14 protein-coding genes and 2 tRNA genes are annotated in these 18,076 nt (G+C 25.5%); 6 read left to right on the forward strand and 10 right to left on the reverse strand.

All coding sequences use genetic code 11. The annotated features are described in order from the left end of the window. The first annotated feature begins 68 nt into the window (after nt 1–68). The 3 genes from mutS (at nt 69) to H0H48_RS02370 (ending at nt 2,783) form a co-directional block, all read left to right on the forward strand. On the forward strand, nt 69–2,558 hold the full coding sequence (mutS, locus tag H0H48_RS02360; protein WP_185870968.1) for a DNA mismatch repair protein MutS: 2,490 nt from the start codon (nt 69–71) through the stop codon (nt 2,556–2,558). A gap of 52 nt (nt 2,559–2,610) precedes the next feature. After that, nucleotides 2,611–2,683 (forward strand) — tRNA-Gly (locus tag H0H48_RS02365). Nucleotides 2,684–2,698: 15 nt separating this feature from the next. Then, nucleotides 2,699–2,783, forward strand: a tRNA-Leu gene (locus H0H48_RS02370). Nucleotides 2,784–2,789: 6 nt separating this feature from the next. Here the strand turns inward: H0H48_RS02370 and guaB are convergent. Further along, complete coding sequence (gene guaB / locus H0H48_RS02375; protein WP_185870969.1) at nt 2,790–4,253, reverse strand: IMP dehydrogenase; 1,464 nt, start codon at nt 4,251–4,253, stop codon at nt 2,790–2,792. A 216-nt stretch (nt 4,254–4,469) separates the two neighbouring features. Between guaB and H0H48_RS02380 the strand changes: the two genes are divergently transcribed. Continuing rightward, nucleotides 4,470–4,793: a hypothetical protein gene (locus H0H48_RS02380; protein ID WP_185870970.1), complete on the forward strand. Its 324-nt coding sequence runs from the start codon at nt 4,470–4,472 to the stop codon at nt 4,791–4,793. Between the two features lie 120 nt (nt 4,794–4,913). On the opposite strand, the gene rplS is transcribed toward H0H48_RS02380, so the two are convergent. The 9 genes from rplS to H0H48_RS02425 form a co-directional block, all read right to left on the reverse strand. After that, a complete protein-coding gene (rplS, locus tag H0H48_RS02385; RefSeq protein ID WP_185870971.1) occupies nt 4,914–5,258 on the reverse strand; it encodes a 50S ribosomal protein L19 in 345 nt (114 codons plus the stop codon). A 6-nt stretch (nt 5,259–5,264) separates the two neighbouring features. Next, the gene (glmM, locus tag H0H48_RS02390; RefSeq protein ID WP_185870972.1) at nt 5,265–6,650 is read right to left on the reverse strand and encodes a phosphoglucosamine mutase; all 1,386 of its coding nucleotides are present in this window, start codon (nt 6,648–6,650) and stop codon (nt 5,265–5,267) included. A 56-nt stretch (nt 6,651–6,706) separates the two neighbouring features. After that, on the reverse strand, nt 6,707–7,957 hold the full coding sequence (locus H0H48_RS02395; protein WP_185870973.1) for an ABC transporter permease: 1,251 nt from the start codon (nt 7,955–7,957) through the stop codon (nt 6,707–6,709). A gap of 12 nt (nt 7,958–7,969) precedes the next feature. Then, nucleotides 7,970–9,559 carry a replicative DNA helicase gene (dnaB, locus tag H0H48_RS02400; protein WP_185870974.1) on the reverse strand — a complete coding sequence of 530 codons (1,590 nt, stop codon included), beginning with the start codon at nt 9,557–9,559 and terminating at the stop codon, nt 7,970–7,972. Nucleotides 9,560–9,599: 40 nt separating this feature from the next. Further along, a complete protein-coding gene (locus H0H48_RS02405) occupies nt 9,600–10,559 on the reverse strand; it encodes an acetyl-CoA carboxylase carboxyltransferase subunit alpha (protein WP_185870975.1) in 960 nt (319 codons plus the stop codon). Nucleotides 10,560–10,574: 15 nt separating this feature from the next. Then, on the reverse strand, nt 10,575–11,330 hold the full coding sequence (locus tag H0H48_RS02410) for a succinate dehydrogenase/fumarate reductase iron-sulfur subunit (protein WP_185870976.1): 756 nt from the start codon (nt 11,328–11,330) through the stop codon (nt 10,575–10,577). Nucleotides 11,331–11,343: 13 nt separating this feature from the next. After that, the gene (locus tag H0H48_RS02415; protein WP_185870977.1) at nt 11,344–13,377 is read right to left on the reverse strand and encodes a fumarate reductase/succinate dehydrogenase flavoprotein subunit; all 2,034 of its coding nucleotides are present in this window, start codon (nt 13,375–13,377) and stop codon (nt 11,344–11,346) included. A gap of 19 nt (nt 13,378–13,396) precedes the next feature. Beyond that, nucleotides 13,397–14,041: a succinate dehydrogenase cytochrome b subunit gene (locus tag H0H48_RS02420; RefSeq protein ID WP_185870978.1), complete on the reverse strand. Its 645-nt coding sequence runs from the start codon at nt 14,039–14,041 to the stop codon at nt 13,397–13,399. A gap of 80 nt (nt 14,042–14,121) precedes the next feature. Further along, on the reverse strand, nt 14,122–15,276 hold the full coding sequence (locus H0H48_RS02425) for a cysteine desulfurase family protein (protein ID WP_185870979.1): 1,155 nt from the start codon (nt 15,274–15,276) through the stop codon (nt 14,122–14,124). Between the two features lie 233 nt (nt 15,277–15,509). Between H0H48_RS02425 and rny the strand changes: the two genes are divergently transcribed. Next, nucleotides 15,510–17,081 carry a ribonuclease Y gene (rny, locus tag H0H48_RS02430; RefSeq protein ID WP_185870980.1) on the forward strand — a complete coding sequence of 524 codons (1,572 nt, stop codon included), beginning with the start codon at nt 15,510–15,512 and terminating at the stop codon, nt 17,079–17,081. Between the two features lie 13 nt (nt 17,082–17,094). Next, on the forward strand, nt 17,095–18,069 hold the full coding sequence (locus H0H48_RS02435) for a deoxyhypusine synthase family protein (protein WP_185870981.1): 975 nt from the start codon (nt 17,095–17,097) through the stop codon (nt 18,067–18,069). Nucleotides 18,070–18,076 lie beyond the last annotated feature (7 nt).

Consider the following 18,076-nt stretch of genomic DNA (forward strand, 5'->3'; position numbering starts at 1 on the left):
TTGTTTGTTTATAAATGATAAAATAAATAAAAATCCTCTATTTTACTCAAAAATTTCATTTCATATTTATGAATAAAAAAAATACTATTCTTCATAAGAAAAAAGAAGAAACTCCACTAATGAAACAATATAATGATATAAAAAATAAATATCCAGATACAATCCTATTATTTCAAGTTGGAGATTTTTATGAAACTTTTGGGGAAGATGCAATTAAATGTTCAGAACTACTAAACATTGCCTTAACTAAAAGATCTAGTATATATTTAGCTGGGTTCCCATGTCATTCTATAAATACTTATTTACCAAAATTAATAAAATTTGGATTACGTATAGCAATTTGTGATCAACTAGAAGAATCAAAAAAAGGAAAAAATCTCGTTAAAAGAGGTGTAACAGAAATTGTTACTCCAGGTTTAGCATTAAACGATAACATTTTAAAAACTAAATCAAATAATTTTTTAGCTTCTGTTCATGTAGAAAAAAACGATTTAGGATTAAGTTTACTGGATATTTCTACAGGAGAATTTCTTCTTGTAGAAGATAATAAAAGTAAAATTTTGCAATATATAACTCATTTTAATCCTAGTGAAATTCTATTTCAAAGAAGTAAAAAAGATTTTTTTGATAAGTTTTTAAAAAAAAAATATCATACATTTTTAATAGAAGATTGGATATTCAATTATTCATTTGCATATGAAAAATTGACATTGCATTTTAAAACGAATTCTTTAAAAGGATTTGGAATAAATGATCTAAAACTAGGGATTATAGCTTCTGGAGTAATATTATCATATTTGCATGATACACATCATTTTAAAATACAACATATATCTAACATACGAAAAATAAAAAAAGAGGAATATTTGTGGATAGATGATTTTACCTTCCGTAATTTAGAAATATTTAGTTCTATTAATAAAGATGGAGTTTCTTTAATAGAGATAATGGATCAAACAATTACCCCAATGGGAGGGCGATTATTAAAAAATTGGATTTCTTTCCCTCTCATAAATATAGATTGTATAAAAAAACGTCATCAAATAGTACTTGAAATATATGATAATAATAAAATACGAACATTCATAAGAAATAAACTTAAATATATTTATGATATAGAGAGAATAATTTCTAAAATAGCTATTGGTAAAATAAATCCTAGAGAATTATTCACATTACATAAATCTTTAGAAATCATTGAAAAAATAAGGAATGAATTTTTAAAACAAAAATCAGATCTATTCATAAATATAGGAAATTCACTTGATAAATGTGATTTTATATCCAAAAAAATAATTCAAACTATTGAAAAAGACCCTCCAAATCAAATAGAAAAAGGAAAAGGAAATGTTATAGTTAAAGGTTTTTCTAAAGAATTGGATGAAATACGAACATTATATTTTTCACAAAAAGAATATTTAGATAAACTTCTTTTAGAAGAACAATTGAAAACAAAAATCCAGAATATAAAAATAGGTTATAATAACATATTTGGATATTTTTTTGAAATCAGAAGAAATATAAAAAAAAATAAAATTCCATCTTATTGGATACAAAGACAAACATTAGCAAACTCAGAAAGATATATAACAGAAAGATTAAAGAATTATGAATCAAAAATTTTTAGCGCTGAATTGAAAATTTTTATACTAGAAAAAAAAATATTTATTGATTTAATAGATGAAATATTAAAAGATATAAGAATTTTGCAAAAAAATGCAAAAATTATAGCAAAACTTGATGTATTATCTTCATTTTCTAATTTATCATTAGAAAATTGTTATACAAAACCAATTATAAACAAATCCACAGATTTGTTTATAAAAGACGGAAGACATCCGGTAATTGAAAAAAAATTTATATCTAAAACTTCTTACATTCCTAATGATATCATTTTAAATAAATCAAATCAGCAAATTTTAATTATAACAGGGGCTAATATGTCTGGAAAGTCAGCTATTTTACGTCAAACTGCTATCATTATACTTATGGCACATGTTGGGTGTTTTGTTCCTGCAAAAGAAGCAAAAATAGGATTAATAGATAAAATATTCAGTAGGGTTGGTGCCTCTGATAATATCTCCTTAGGAGAGTCTACATTTATGGTAGAAATGAATGAAACAGCTAATATACTAAATAATCTATCCAAAAGAAGTTTTTTAATATTGGATGAAATAGGAAGAGGAACTAGTACATATGATGGCATTTCAATAGCAAAATCCATTATTGAATTTTTACATGAACATCCCTTACGACCTATTACCTTATTTGCTACTCATTATCATGAATTAAATAATATGAATCTTCTTTTTAAAAGAATAAAAAATTTACATGTTATTGTTAAAAAAATTAATAACAATATTATTTTTATGAGAAAATTAGCTCCTGGTGGAAGCGAACATAGTCTTGGAATTTATGTAGCAAAAATATCCGGAATGCCTAAGAAAATTATCTGTAAAGCAAAAAGCATCCTGAAACAGGATATAAATGAAAAAAATAAGAGAGAAAAGATATTTTATTATTTAAAAGAAATAAAAAATTTATTAGATGATAAATGAAATATTATAATTTAGGTAAATTATAAATTAATTTTACTTATATTTTACATTTGCGAGAGTAGCTCAGTTGGTAGAGCACAACCTTGCCAAGGTTGGGGTCGCGGGTTCAAATCCCGTCTTTCGCTTACTAAATAAATATAACCCGGGTGGTGGAACAGGTAGACACACAGGACTTAAAATCCTGTGATCATTTTGATCGTACGGGTTCAAATCCCGTCCCGGGTATTTTTTTTACTTATTCCTATAATAATTTGGAGTTTCTTTTATCATGCTTACACTATGCGGGTGATTTTCTTTTAAACCTGAATTTGTTATTTTAACAAATTTTGACTTTTTTATTAATCCTGCAATTGTAGAAACTCCACAATATCCCATCCCAGAACGTAACCCACCACAAATTTGATATATTACATCTTTCATTTTTCCCTTATAAGGGACTATCGCTTCTATTCCTTCTGAAACATATTTTTTATTAAATTGAAAATAACGATCTTTACTTCCTTTTTTCATAGCTGTTAAAGACCCCATTCCTACATAAGTTTTAAATCTTCTTCCATGAAAAATAACTTCTTCTCCTGGAGATTCATCTGTTCCAGCAAATAAACTTCCAATCATTACAGAACATGCTCCAGACGCAATTGCTTTTACTACATCACCTGAATATCTAATTCCTCCATCAGAAATAATGTTAACATTTCTTTTTTTAGCATATTCATATACATTATTTATTGCAGTTACTTGAGGCATTCCTACTCCAGCTATAACTCTAGTAGTGCAGATAGAACCAGAACCTATTCCTACTTTTAAAACATTAGCCCCTACTTTTATAAGATCTTTTGCTCCTTTTTCTGTTACTACATTTCCTGCAATTAATGGTATTTCTGGAAAAGAATGTTTAATTGATTTTATTATATTTAATATTTTTAATGAATGTCCGTGAGCGGAATCTATAGCTATAATATCTACCCCTACTTTAATTAAAGAACCTACTCTTTCCAAAGTATTTTTTTCTATACCTACAGCTGCTCCTACTCGTAGTCTACCTCTAGAGTCCTTACATGCATTAGGATGTTTTATTAAATTATCAATATCTCTAATTGTAATTAACCCTATTAATATATTGTTATCATCTACTATGGGTAATTTTTCTATTCTTTCTCTTAAAAGAATGTTTTTTGCCTCTTCTAAAGTTATATTTTTGGAAGAAGTAATTAATTTTTTTTTTGTCATTACATTTTCTACTAGAGATTCTAAATCCGTACGATATTTAATATCTCTTCTAGTAATTATTCCTACTAATACATGATCCTTATCAATTACAGGTAATCCTGATATTTTATACCTTTTCATAAGGTATTGTGCATGTTTTAACGTGGAATTTCTAGAAAGAGTAATGGGGTCATCTATCATTCCACTTTCACTTCTTTTCACTTTATAAACTTCCTCTGATTGATTCTTGATATCCATATTTTTATGAATAATGCCTATTCCTCCTTCTCTAGCAATGGAAATTGCTAATGAAGATTCAGTTACTGTATCCATAGCTGCACTTAATATGGGAATATTAAGTATAATATCAGATGTTAAAGAAGTCTTGAGAGAAACCTCTGATGGAAGTACTTCTGAATAGGATGGAACTAATAAAACATCATCAAAAGTTAAAGCTTCTTTTAAAATCTTTTTATCTAAAGACATAAAGACATAATTTTTTTATTAAAAATATATAATTTTATTTGTTAATCTAATTATAGACTCCATATATTTGTAATGGTCTTATTTTCAAAATGAAAATAAAAATATAGGAATATTTTTTTTTACCAAAAAAAAAATACAATTGATGATATATTTTTTCATTCCGAATTTTTATATAAATTTGCCAAGAATATGTAATAACTGAAATATTTATCGATTATGATGAAAAAACTAAGAATTACTGTTACTACAATACTATTAGCAATATTTTTGTTTACTGTAAGTTGTAACAATAAAAATAAAAACGAAAATCCTTCCAATACAACAACAGAAGAAGAGAAATCAGCAAATAATAACAGCAGTAGCAGTAGTAGTAATAATGAAAATCAAGCAGATTCTAATTCTGCAACCAATCCTACTACAAATTCTTCTAATGAAGAATCATCTACAAAAAGTAATGAAGAATCTTCTTCCACTTCTTCTACAAATGAAAAAGAAAAAGTAAAAGATAAAATTGAAGATAATGAAAAAAGTAATAAATAAAAATAAATAGAAATAGATAAAATATAAAATAAATTATGATATAATGAAGTCGAAGTCATAGAAGAATAAAATCATAGAAATTAAGTAAAGAAGAAGAAAGAGAGTTTTTTCGCTCTCTTTTCAACTTTTTATCTTAGCTTTTTTTCCTTTTAGTTTTCTAAAATAATAGATTTTTGATCTTCTTACTTTTCCTTTTTTGTTTATATCTATTTTTTTTAGATTGGGTTGACTGAAAATAAATACACGTTCAACACCTATTCCTCCACTTGTTTTTCTTATAGTAAAAGTTTTAGTTGCTCCTATTCCTTGTTTTTTAATTACAACACCTTTGAAAGACTGTATTCTTTTTTTCTCTCCTTCTTTAATTTCAAAAAAAACAGTTATAGTGTCGCCAGAATTAAATAATGGAAAATCATTTTTATGATGATATTTATCTTCTATATATTTCACTATATTTTGTAACATATTAATTTATTTTTTTTCTATTATATCTTTTAATATTTCTTTTGATAAAAATTCAGATCTTTTTTTAGAAGTACTTTCTGTATGTATTCTAATAATATTTTCTGTATTGGATTTTCTTATATGAATCCATTCATTACTTAATAAATAAATTTTAATTCCATCACTAAAATCCATTTTTTTCCCTTTATATTTTTTTACTATTTTATTTAAAAAAATTTTTTTATAAGAAGAATATCTTATTTTTTTTTTAGACATATAATAGTTATTATATCTTTTCTTTAAATTAGATAAAGAAATTTTGTCTAATTTAGCAACATAAGTTAAAAATAAAGCTATTCCAACTAATGCATCTCTTCCGTAACGGAGACTTGGATAAATAACCCCCCCATTCCCTTCTCCACCTATAATAGCATTTACCTCTTTCATTTTTTTAACAACATGTACCTCTCCAACAGGAGTTGAATAATAAGGTGCACCTATTTCTTCAGATAAATCTTTTAAAGCTTGCGAAGAAGATAATGTAGAAACTACAGGCCCAATCTTATTTTTTAAGATAAAATCAGCAATAGAAACTATTGTATATTCTTCTCCAAAGAAATTTCCATTATTGCCAACAAATACTACTCGATCTACATCTGGATCTACAGAGATCCCCATGTCTGCTTTATATTTTGGGACTTTTTTGCATATTTCTATTAAATTTTTTTTAATAGGCTCAGGTTTATGAACAAAATCTCCATTAGGATTACAATGTATTTCTATTACAGAAACTCCTAAACTTTTCAATAGAAGAGGTACTGCTATTCCTCCGGCAGAGTTTATTCCATCTACTACTATTTTAAATTTAGCTTTTTCAATAACATTTTTATCTATAATTGGTAATGAAATAATTTTATCTATATGTTTTTGTATGTAGTCTTTTTTTTCAACAACGTTTCCTATTTCTTTATAAGAAACAAAATTAAAACGTTCTTTATCTGCAATATTAAATAACATTTTATAATCATTTTCTGATAAAAATTCTCCATAATTATTAAACATTTTTAATCCGTTCCAATTTTTTGGATTATGACTAGCAGTTAACATTATACCTCCATCAGCTTTTTCATTAATAATAGCTATTCCAACAGTAGGAGTTGTAGATAGTCCAATATCAATAACATTAATTCCTAAACTTTGAAAAATTATTATTAGTAATTTTTTAAAAAAAGTAGACGTTTTACGTCCATCTCTTCCTAAAATAAGAACATATTCTTTCTTATTTTTATATTTTTTTCTTATCCAAGAAATATATGCAGAAGAAAATTTAATTATATCAATTGGTGAGAAACTTTTTCCATTTTCTCCTCCTATCGTTCCCCTAATTCCAGATGAAGATTTTATAAGTACCAAAATAAAAATTGATAAGTTTTTTAATCAACAAAAATACAAAAATTAATTTTTGAATATTATTCAAAATCTATAACCTTTTTTGGATAAATTTTGTTTATGAAAAATAAAGAAAGAAAAATAACTGTTAAAAAACAGATAAAAATAATAGATAAGTTTATCATAATAATATCAATGTAATTTAAGTTTACAGGAATAAAATCAATAAAATATTGCATTTTATTTAATGATAAAATATGAAATTTTTTTTGTATCAATAATAAACTAATACCAATTATATTTCCTATAATTAATGGAGGAATAAATATATGCATGATGTAAAATAAAAATATATAGTATATATTTTTATTTCTAGCTCCCATCATTTTTAAAATTCCTATAGTTTTCATTCTTTCTAAAATAAGAATTAGAATAAATGTTATCATGTTGATAATTAAAGAAATGAAAACAATAAAAACAATTATAATAATATTAGTATTAAATATATTAATCCATGTAATAAAATCATTATAATATTCATTATTAGCACTTTTTAACAAAAAATTTTTGTATTTTTTTTGATTAAAAATATTTTTTTTGTAAAAATTATACAAAAATATTTCGAATCCTTCTACAAATTCTTTTTTCCATCCATAAATAGATTGGATATGTTTTATATTTCCAATAATATATAAATTATCAAATTCTGGAATTCCAGTTTCATACAATCCATAAATTTTAAAGACTTTAGATATAATAATAGGAATAGATGATCTTTTTTTAAATATCATAAAATCTATTTTTAGATTTGATCCAATATTTAACCCTAATAAAAAAGATATTTTTCTAGATAAAAGAATGTTATTATTTGATAAAAAACTATTTTTATTATTTTTTTTTTCTAAGCTAACTAAAAAATAGTGAAAAAAAATAGGATTGTAATTTTCATATATTCCTTTAAATATAAATTTTTCTAATATTTTATTATTTATTCCGATAAGTACATTATTTTCTGCGAATGGATAAATATTCTTAACCTTAATATTATCAATTGATAAAAAATTTTTTAAAGATGAATTTTTGATTTTGGAAGAATCAATAGGAATTTTATTTTCTGAATCTTTATTTACTACAGTAATTTGACCTTTAATATTTAATAATTTTTCTTTTGTAAGATTTTTAAATCCAAATCCTATTGAAAAAGTAAAAATAGTTATTAATAGACTAATAAATATTACTATTTGCGTTATGATAACTACTGTTTGAAAAGTTTTATTTTTACTAGAACTTTTCCAGATTGTTTTCTTAGAAAAAAACCATTCAAAATCCAATACTTTATTTTATTATTTTTCTATATTGAAGTAATCTTCATCTAAAAAATTTTCATTTTCATAATGATTGTAATTTTCATTATTAGAAAAATCTTCATTAGAATAATCTTCAATAAAATTTTCTTTATCTAAAATATTTTTTTTATAATCTTCTTCCCAAGCTAATAAAGGTTGTTTAGTCTCTTCCAAATTAATAAATTTGGATTGATCACTTATAAATTTTAAACGAAATTTATCCAGTATTCCATTTCTATGTTTAGCTATTATAATTTCTGCTTGACCTATACAAGTATCATTATCTTTATCTGTATCCCAATTTTTAAATCCATAATATTCAGGTCTATAAAGAAATAATACAATATCAGCGTCTTGTTCTATTGCTCCTGATTCTCGTAAATCTGATAGTAAAGGACGTTTATTTCCACCTCTTGTTTCAACAGCTCTTGATAATTGCGATAATGCTATTATAGGAATATCTAATTCTTTAGCAATTGATTTCAAATTACGAGATATTACTGAGATCTCTTGTTCTCTATTTTGAAATCTAAATCCATTATTATTATTTATAGCCATTAACTGCATGTAATCTATCAATACCAATTTAACTTTATGTTGAGATATTAGTTTACGACATTTTGACCGTAAATTAAATATAGATAAAGAAGGTGTATCATCTATGAATAATGGAGCATTTATTAAATTTTTTGTTTTTTCAGTCAAATTATTCCAATCTAAATCAGATAAAGTAGCTCTTTTTATTTTATTTGAAGAAATTCCTGTTTCCGATGAAATTAATCTTGTAACTAACTGTACAGAAGACATTTCTAAAGAAAAAATTATAACAGGAATTTTTTGTTCCATCGCAATATTTCTAACCATAGATAACATAAAAGTAGTTTTTCCCATACCAGGTCTAGATGCCAATATGATTAAGTCAGAATTTTGCCAACCAGAAGTTATATCATCCATTTTTTTAAATCCTGAAGAAATTCCACTTAATCCATTTTTTGCAGATTCTTTTATCTTATCTATAGCTTTTTTTACCAGGGAATGAGTATTCTCATATTTTTTTGTTATTAAATATTTTTGATTAATATCAAATAAATTGGATTCTGCTCTATCTAAAAGATCAAAAACATCCGTTGTTTCTTCATAACATTTTTTTATTATATCGGAAGATATACTAATTAATTTTCTTAAAATAAATTTCTGCAGAATAATACGACTATGATATTCTATATGAGCTGAAGAGATAACTTTTTGAGTCAATTCTATTAAATAAATCTCTCCTCCTATTGAATTTAATTTTTCAGAACTTTTAAGTTCATTTGAAACTGTATATAAATCTATAGGTTGAGAATTATGATATAATTTTTTAATTACATTAAATATGTCTTGATGTTCTTTTTTATAAAAAACTTCAGGATAAAGAATATCAATAACTTCATCTAATCCTTTTTTATCTATCATTATTGCTCCTATGATAGCCTGTTCTAAATCTAAAGCTTGAGGTGGGATTTTTCCTTTTTTTGAAAAATTTGAATTCGAATAATTAAGATAAAAATAACTATCTTCTCCTTGTCCTTGTTTTATATGATCCATTCTATTTTATTAAGAAAAATACGGAATTTGTTTTAACATTTTATTTCTCATCGAAATGACCTATAGAAATATACTTATTTTTTCTTTTCCTAATAAGAGATTCAAGATTAATAACTGATAAGTGTTTATAATATTTTATAATTTGTTTTTTTACAATTTTATAAGCTTTTTCTGGCTGAAAATGAGCCCCCCCTAATGGTTCTTTAATTAGATCATCTATAAGATTTAATTTATGCATATCTTCTGCAGTTAGTTTTAATGCTTTTGCTGATTTTTCTTTTTTATCCCAATTTCCCCAAAGTATTGTAGAACAACTTTCAGGAGAAATAACAGAAAACCATGAATTTTCCATCATAGAAACTATATCCCCTATACCAATACCTAAAGCTCCACCACTAGCACCTTCTCCTATTATAAGAACAATAATAGGAACTTTTAAACACATCATTTCATAAATATTTTTCCCAATAGCTTCTCCTTGACCTCTTTGTTCTGCTTCTATCCCAGGAAAAGCCCCTGGCGTATCAATAAAAGTTACAATAGGTTTTCGAAATCTTTCTGCTAATTTCATTAAACGCAATGCTTTTCTATAGCCTTCCGGATTAGGCATTCCAAATCTCCTATATTGTCTATCTTTCGTATTCCTTCCTTTTTGAGTACCTATTAACATAAAAGTAATATCATCTATCTTTCCAAATCCTCCAACAATAGCTTTATCGTCTCCAAAATTTCTATCTCCATGTAATTCTATAAAAGAATTTTTTTTTGTTATTGATTTTATATAATCTAAAGTATAAGGTCTATTTGGGTGTCTAGACAATTGCACTCTTTGCCAAGGAGTTAAATTACTATGGACCTTTTTAATAATTTTTTCTAACTTCGTTTGTAATTCATTACAAACCCCTTTCATATTAACTCCACTTTTTTCTTCTATAAGAATACAATTTAAATATTGATCTTGAATCTCTTGTATTGGTTTTTCGAAATCTAAATATTCCATGAAAAAAATAAAAAATTAAGTGAATGAACTAATATATTCTTTATTTACAAAAGTAATATATTCCGTAGATATTCCTTTTGGACATTCTACTTCACATGCTTTAGTATTTGAACAACTACCAAAGCCTTCTTCATCCATTTTACTAATCATATTAAATACTCTTTTTTTTCTCTCTATTCTTCCTTGAGGTAAAAAAGAAAATTGAGAAATTTTTGCTGAAACAAATAACATGGCAGATCTATTTTTACATGCTGCTACACATGCACCACAACCAATACAAGTAGCTGCATCAAAAGCTTTATCTGCTTTTTCTTTTGGGATAGGAATTATATTTCCATCTATAGTTTTTCCAAATGTGTTTACAGAAATGAACCCTCCAGATATAATAATTCTATCAAAAGAAGATCTATCTACAATAAGATCCTTAATTATAGGAAACGGTTTTGCCCTCCAAGGTTCAACATATATAGTTTCGCCATTATGAAAATTTCGCATATATAATTGGCAAGTAGTAACCAAATTATCTGGTCCATGTGCTCTTCCGTTTATGTAAAGAGAACACATTCCACAAATACCTTCTCGACAATCATGATCAAATGATATGGTTGATTCTTTATTATCAAAAAGAATTTGATTATTTAATATGTCTAGCATTTCCAAAAATGAACTATTTGGTGATATATTGTTGACTTTATAAGTTTTAAAATAACCTTTATCTTGATTATTTTTTTGTCTCCATATTTTTAATTTAAAATTAAGAAGTTCTTTCATAAAATTTATATTTTTATTTATAAGAACGTGATTCTAATTTTACAAAATTAAAATCTAAATATTCTTTATGCATAATTTCATCACTAATAAATTTATTTTCTTGATATTCCCATGCAGAAACATATTTATAATGAAGATCATTACGAAGTGCTTCTCCTTCCTTTGTTTTATACTCTTCTCTAAAATGACATCCACAAGACTCTTTTCTATTTAAAGCATCCATTGCCATCAATTCTCCTAATTCTAGAAAATCTGCAACACGACCAGCCTTTTCTAATTCAGTATTAAGTCCATCTTCAACATCTCCTGGAACAAAAACGTTATTCCAAAATTCATTACGTAATTCTTGTATTTTATTTATTGATTTTGATAGTCCTGTATGATTTCTGCTCATTCCTACATATTTCCACATTATATTTCCAAGCTTTTTATGAAAAAAATCGACAGATTTTTTCCCATTATTCTGGATAAGTCTTTTTATTTTATTTTTTACAAAACTTTCTGATTTATTAAATTCTACATTTTTAATAGAAAAATTTTCATTTTTATACGTAACATATTTAGCTAAATAATTAGCTATAGTATATGGAAGAATAAAATATCCATCAGCCAATCCTTGCATTAAAGCAGAAGCACCTAGACGGTTAGATCCATGATCAGAAAAATTTGCTTCACCTATTACAAAACATCCAGGGATGTTAGACATTAAATTATAATCTACCCATAACCCTCCCATAGTATAATGTACTGCAGGATAAATCTTCATAGGAGTTTCGTATGGATTTTTTTCAGTTATTTTTTCATACATATGAAATAAATTTCCATATTTAGATTCTATTACTTCTTTTCCCAGCTGTCTTTTTTTTTCTAAAGAAGGATTATTTATACCTAATTCATTTGCTTTCTCTTCTCCATATTTTTCTATAGAAGAATTAAAATCTAAAAATACTCCTTCTCCATTTTCGTTATTTTCTATTCCAAAACCTTTATCACATCGTTCCTTAGCAGCCCTAGATGCTACATCTCTTGGAACAAGATTTCCAAATGAAGGATAACGCCTCTCTAAATAATAATCTCTATTCTCTTCATTTATATTTTCTGGTTTTTTAATACCATTTCGTATAAAATTTGCATCTTCTAATTTTTTTGGCACCCATATTCTTCCATCATTTCTCAATGATTCTGACATCAACGTTAATTTAGATTGATATTCTCCATGAATTGGAATACATGTAGGATGTATTTGTGTATAACAAGGATTAGCAAATAATCCTCCTTTTTTATGAACTTTCCATATACAACTAGCATTAGCTCCCATTGCATTAGTAGATAGAAAAAAAACATTTCCATATCCTCCTGAAGCTATTACTACAGCATGTGCACTATGTTTTTCTAATTTTCCAGAAACTAAATTTCTAGCGATAATACCTCTAGCTACTCCTTCTACCAATACTAAATCTAACATTTCATGACGATTGTACATTTTTATTTTTCCCTTTCCTATTTGTCTACAAATTGCTGAATAACAACCTAATAATAACTGTTGTCCCGTTTGCCCTTTAGCATAAAAAGTTCTGGCTACTTTTGTCCCTCCAAAAGATCTTGTTTCTAAATAACCAGCATAATCTCTAGCAAATGGAACCCCCTGAGCTACACATTGGTCAATAATATTAGAAGAAATCTCAGATAAACGATATACATTAGCTTCCCTAGATCTATAATCTCCTCCTTTTATTGTATCGTGAAAAAGTTGATATATAGAATCATTATCTCCTTTATAATTTTTAGAAGCATTAATTCCTCCTTGTGCTGCAACAGAATGAGCCCTTCTTGGAGAATCTTGATAACAAAAAACTTTAACCTTATATCCTAATTCTGATAGAGAAGCTGCAGCAGAACCACCTGATAATCCAGATCCTATAATAATAATATCAAAATTAGATCTATTATTAGGAGATATCAATTTTAAAATTGATTTATGATTATTCCATTTTTTATCTATTTTTCCTTCTGGGACTTGATTATTTTTTTTTAAATCGTATTTCATTATTAATATTAATTAATTTCTATTTTTTTAAAAAAAACCATACAGCAATAATAGAAAATCCAGAACAAATGATCCAAAAATAAAATAAACCTAATCTTTTTATCCAAATAAGTTTTTTTTTATTAGATAATCCCAAAGATTGAAAAGAAGATTGAAATCCATGATTTAAATGAATCCCCAAAATAATAAAGGATAATACGTATATAAATGTATATATTGGATTTTGAAATAATGAAATAACCTGTTCATAATCAGATAATTGATTATTATAATATTTCATAGGAATTGTAAAATTCATCAAATGTAATACTAGAAAACATAAGATTAAAATCCCAGTATATATCATCGTCCTGCTACTAAATGATGAAGTAACATAAGAATTTATGGCATAATTTATTTCTCCTTTTGTTTTTTTATTTTGCAAATGCAATCTAATTCCAAATAGAATATGAATAATAAAACCAATAGCCAATAAATATTCTAAAAAATGAATAAGAAAATTATTTCTCATAAAATAAACAGCATTATTAAATTTTTCCTCTCCTAAAAAAAGAAATAGATTAATACTTAAATGTAACAAAAGAAATATCATAAGAAATATTCCGGTAATAGCCATTACTATTTTCTTTCCAATAGATAATTGAAAAAAACTACAAAAATTCACTATAAAAATATTGTTGAATAAACTAATCAATGATCAAATATAATGATAATTAATATATTTTGAACTTTATAGAAAATTTTTTATTTCCTAATTTTTTGCAGAGCTTCTATTAATAAATCTATATCCTTTTTTTCATTAAAAATTCCAAAAGATATTCTTATTGGCATCATTTTATTTAATAAAGATTCACTTGTAATAGATTTAATTACATGAGACATTTTTTTTACATTGCTATCACAGGAACTTCCTCTGGAAACTGAAACTCCCATTAAGTCTAAATGAAAGTATAATAAATGATCTTTTTTTGTTGGAAATAAGAAATTTAGTATAGTTGGAATACTTTTTTCAAATGAAGATGAAAATCCATTAAAAATGATATCTGGAATTATTTTTTTTAACTCTGATATACAATAGTATTTTAATTTTTTTATTTTATTTAAATGATTTTTAAAATCAAAAGAATTCAATTTCAAAGCTTCTGAAAGACCTATTATTCCATAAATATTTTCTGTTCCTGAACGTATTCCATATTCCTGGAAACCTCCACTAATAAAAGGTTTCATTTTTTTAATAATTTCTTTTCTTGCAAAAAGAAAACCTATACCTTTAGGACCATAAAATTTATGTGCACTAGCAGTTACAAAATCAAAACAATTTTTTTTCATGTCAATAGGAAAATTTCCAATAAACTGAATTGTATCTGAATGAAAATACGCATTGTATTTTTTACATAAAAAAAAAGCTTTTTTCACATCTAATAGATTTCCTATTTCATTATTAGCGTACATTAAACTTACAAGTGTTTTAAAAGAAGAATTCTTTTTTAATAATTCTTCCATATGGTTAAAATCTATTCCCCCTTTTTCCTTTAATTGAATAAAATTTACTATTATTTTATACCTCTGAGATAGATCTAATACTGTTTGTAAAACAGAAGAATGCTCTAATGGAGAAGTTAATATGTGTTTTATATTCAAATCTAATATAGAAGATTTTAATATAATATTATTAGCTTCTGTTCCACTAGAAGTAAAAATTATTTCGGAAGGCGTAGCATTGATTATTTTTGCTATGTTTATTCTAGATTCTTCTATTATAGAACGTGCTTTCCTTCCATAACTATGATGAGTTGATGAAGGATTTCCAAATGAATATTTTAATGTATCTACTATAACTTTTATAACTTCACTCCTTATAGGAGTTGTAGCTGCATTATCCAAATAAGATCGTATCATTAATATTTAGATTTTTATGTACAAATATATAATGTATTCAAATTCTGTTTTTTAAAAATATATTTTAATACCCCTCATCTTTAATTTTGTATATTTATTGATTGTTTATCTTCTTTTTCTTTATTCAGAGAAATCTTTATAACATAAAACTTTATTAAGAATTTTTGATCAGTATTTTTGTTTTAAAAATGTTATTAAAATGTCTATTTTATTTTTATTTAAATTGAGTGAATATGAAAATAAATGTTGGATTTTCGGTCCTAATGGGGTTCTTGATAGGAATTATTACATGTTATTTTTTTGGAAAAAAAACCATATTAAAAAAATATATTCAATTATTAGATAAAGCTAATATACAAGCAAAAAACATTATAAACAATGCAGAGAAAGAAGGTGAAAACGTAAAAAAAAATAAAGTGTTACAAGCTAAAGGAAAATTTTTAGAATTAAAATGTAAACATGAAAAGGAAGTTCATCTTAGAGAAAAAAAGATAATTGATATAGAAAATCAAACAAAAAAAAAAGAAAATAGACTTTCTAAAGAAATAGAAATTTATTTTAAAAAAAACAATCGTCTAGAAAATCAAATATATGACTATGAAAATAAATATAAAATTCTTCAAACTAAACAAGAAGAATTTAAAAAAATGCATACTAAACAAGTAGAATTACTTGAAAAAATATCTAATTATTCTTCTGAAGAAGCTAAAAGTGAATTGATAAAAATACTTAAAAATGAAGCTAAAACAAAGACTAAATCTTATATACAAAGTATTATAGAAGAATCACAAATAACTGCAAAAATGGAAGCAAAAAAAATAGTCATTCAAGCTATTCAAAGAATAGGAACAGAACAAGCCGTAGAAAATGCTGTATCTATTTTTAATATAGAATCAGATGATGTTAAAGGGAGAATCATAGGAAGAGAAGGAAGAAACATAAGAGCCTTGGAAAAGGCTACAGGGGTAGAAATTATTGTAGATGATACACCAGAAGCCATTCTTTTATCTTGTTTTAATCCTATAAGAAGAGAAGTTGCTAGACTTTCTCTTCAAAAATTAGTAATAGATGGCCGTATACATCCAGCAAGAATAGAAGAAATAGTAGAAAAAACAGAAAAACAGGTAGAGGAAGAAGTAGTTGAAATAGGAAAAAAAAACATAATAGATCTAGGAATTCATAAAATTCATCCAGAATTAATTAAAATGATAGGAAGAATGAAGTATAGATCTTCTTATGGTCAAAATCTATTACAACATTCTCGTGAAGTAGCACACTTAGCAGGAATATTAGCTTCTGAATTAGGATTAAATGCAAAATTAGCAAAACGCGCAGGATTATTGCATGATATTGGTAAAGTTCCTGAAAATGAATCAGAATTACCTCATGCTATTTTAGGAATGCAATGGGCAGAAAAATATGGAGAAAATGTTGAAATATGTAATGCTATTGGATCTCATCATGATGAAATAGAAATGAAAGTGTTAATATCTCCTATAGTACAAGTTTCAGATTCTATAAGTGGGGCACGTCCAGGAGTTAGAAGAAATTCTTTTGAATCTTATTCAAAAAGATTGAAGAGTTTGGAAGATATAGCAATTAGTTTTTACGGTGTAAATAAAGCATTTGCTATACAAGCAGGAAGAGAATTACGTGTTTTAGTCGAAAGTGATAAAATTGATGATAATAAAGCTTTTCAATTATCTTTCGATATCACAGAAAAAATAAAAAATGAGATGACATATCCTGGTCAAATAAAAGTAACAGTGATCAGAGAAACAAGAGCCGTACAAATAGCTAGATAAAAAAATATGAAATATGAAAGAATCTCCTATTACTTCTTTTATTAACAAATACTTTCTTCATTTTAATGCTTTATCCTTATTGGAAGCAGCTAAATCCTATAAATCTCATATTCAAAAGAATGGAAAAATGATGCTAACTATAGCAGGTGCTATGAGTAGTTCAGAATTAGGAAAAATTTTAGCTGAAATGATAAGGAAAGATCAAGTACATATCATTTCGTGTACAGGGGCTAATTTAGAAGAAGATATATTAAATTTAATAGCTCATTCTCATTATAAAAAAATACCTAATTATAGAGATCTTACTCCAGATCAGGAAAAAGAAATTTTAAAAGAAGGTTATTGTAGAGTGACAGACACTTGTATTCCGGAAGAAGAGGCCTTTAAAAATCTTCAGAAACATATTTTAGATGTATGGAAAATTGCTCATAGAAGAAAAAAACGTTATTTTCCTCATGAATACATTTATCAATTATTATTAAAAAATGTTCTAGAACCATATTATGATATTGACCCAGAAAATAGTTGGGTATTAGCTGCAGCTAAAAAAAATTTACCTATGATAGTTCCAGGATGGGAAGATAGTACTATAGGTAATATTTTTGCTTCTTGTTGCATAAAAAAAATGTTTTCTCCTTTTCTAGTTAAAAATGGAATCGAATATATGATGTACTTAGCAAAATGGTATCAAGAAGAATCTAATAAACATAAGATAGGTTTTTTTCAAATTGGTGGAGGAATATCAGGTGATTTTCCCATTTGCGTTGTCCCTATGTTGTCTCAAGATATAGGAGATAAATCAATTCCTTTTTGGTCTTATTTTTGCCAAATATCTGATTCTACTACAAGTTATGGTTCTTATTCTGGAGCAATTCCAAATGAAAAAATAACCTGGGGAAAGTTGGATAAAAATACTCCAAAATTCATTATTGAATCAGACGCAACCATTGTTGCTCCATTAATTTTTGCGTATGTATTAAATATGTAATTATGTA

Origin of the sequence: Blattabacterium cuenoti (assembly GCF_014252055.1) — a bacterium.
Lineage (GTDB): Bacteria > Bacteroidota > Bacteroidia > Flavobacteriales > Blattabacteriaceae > Blattabacterium > Blattabacterium cuenoti_D.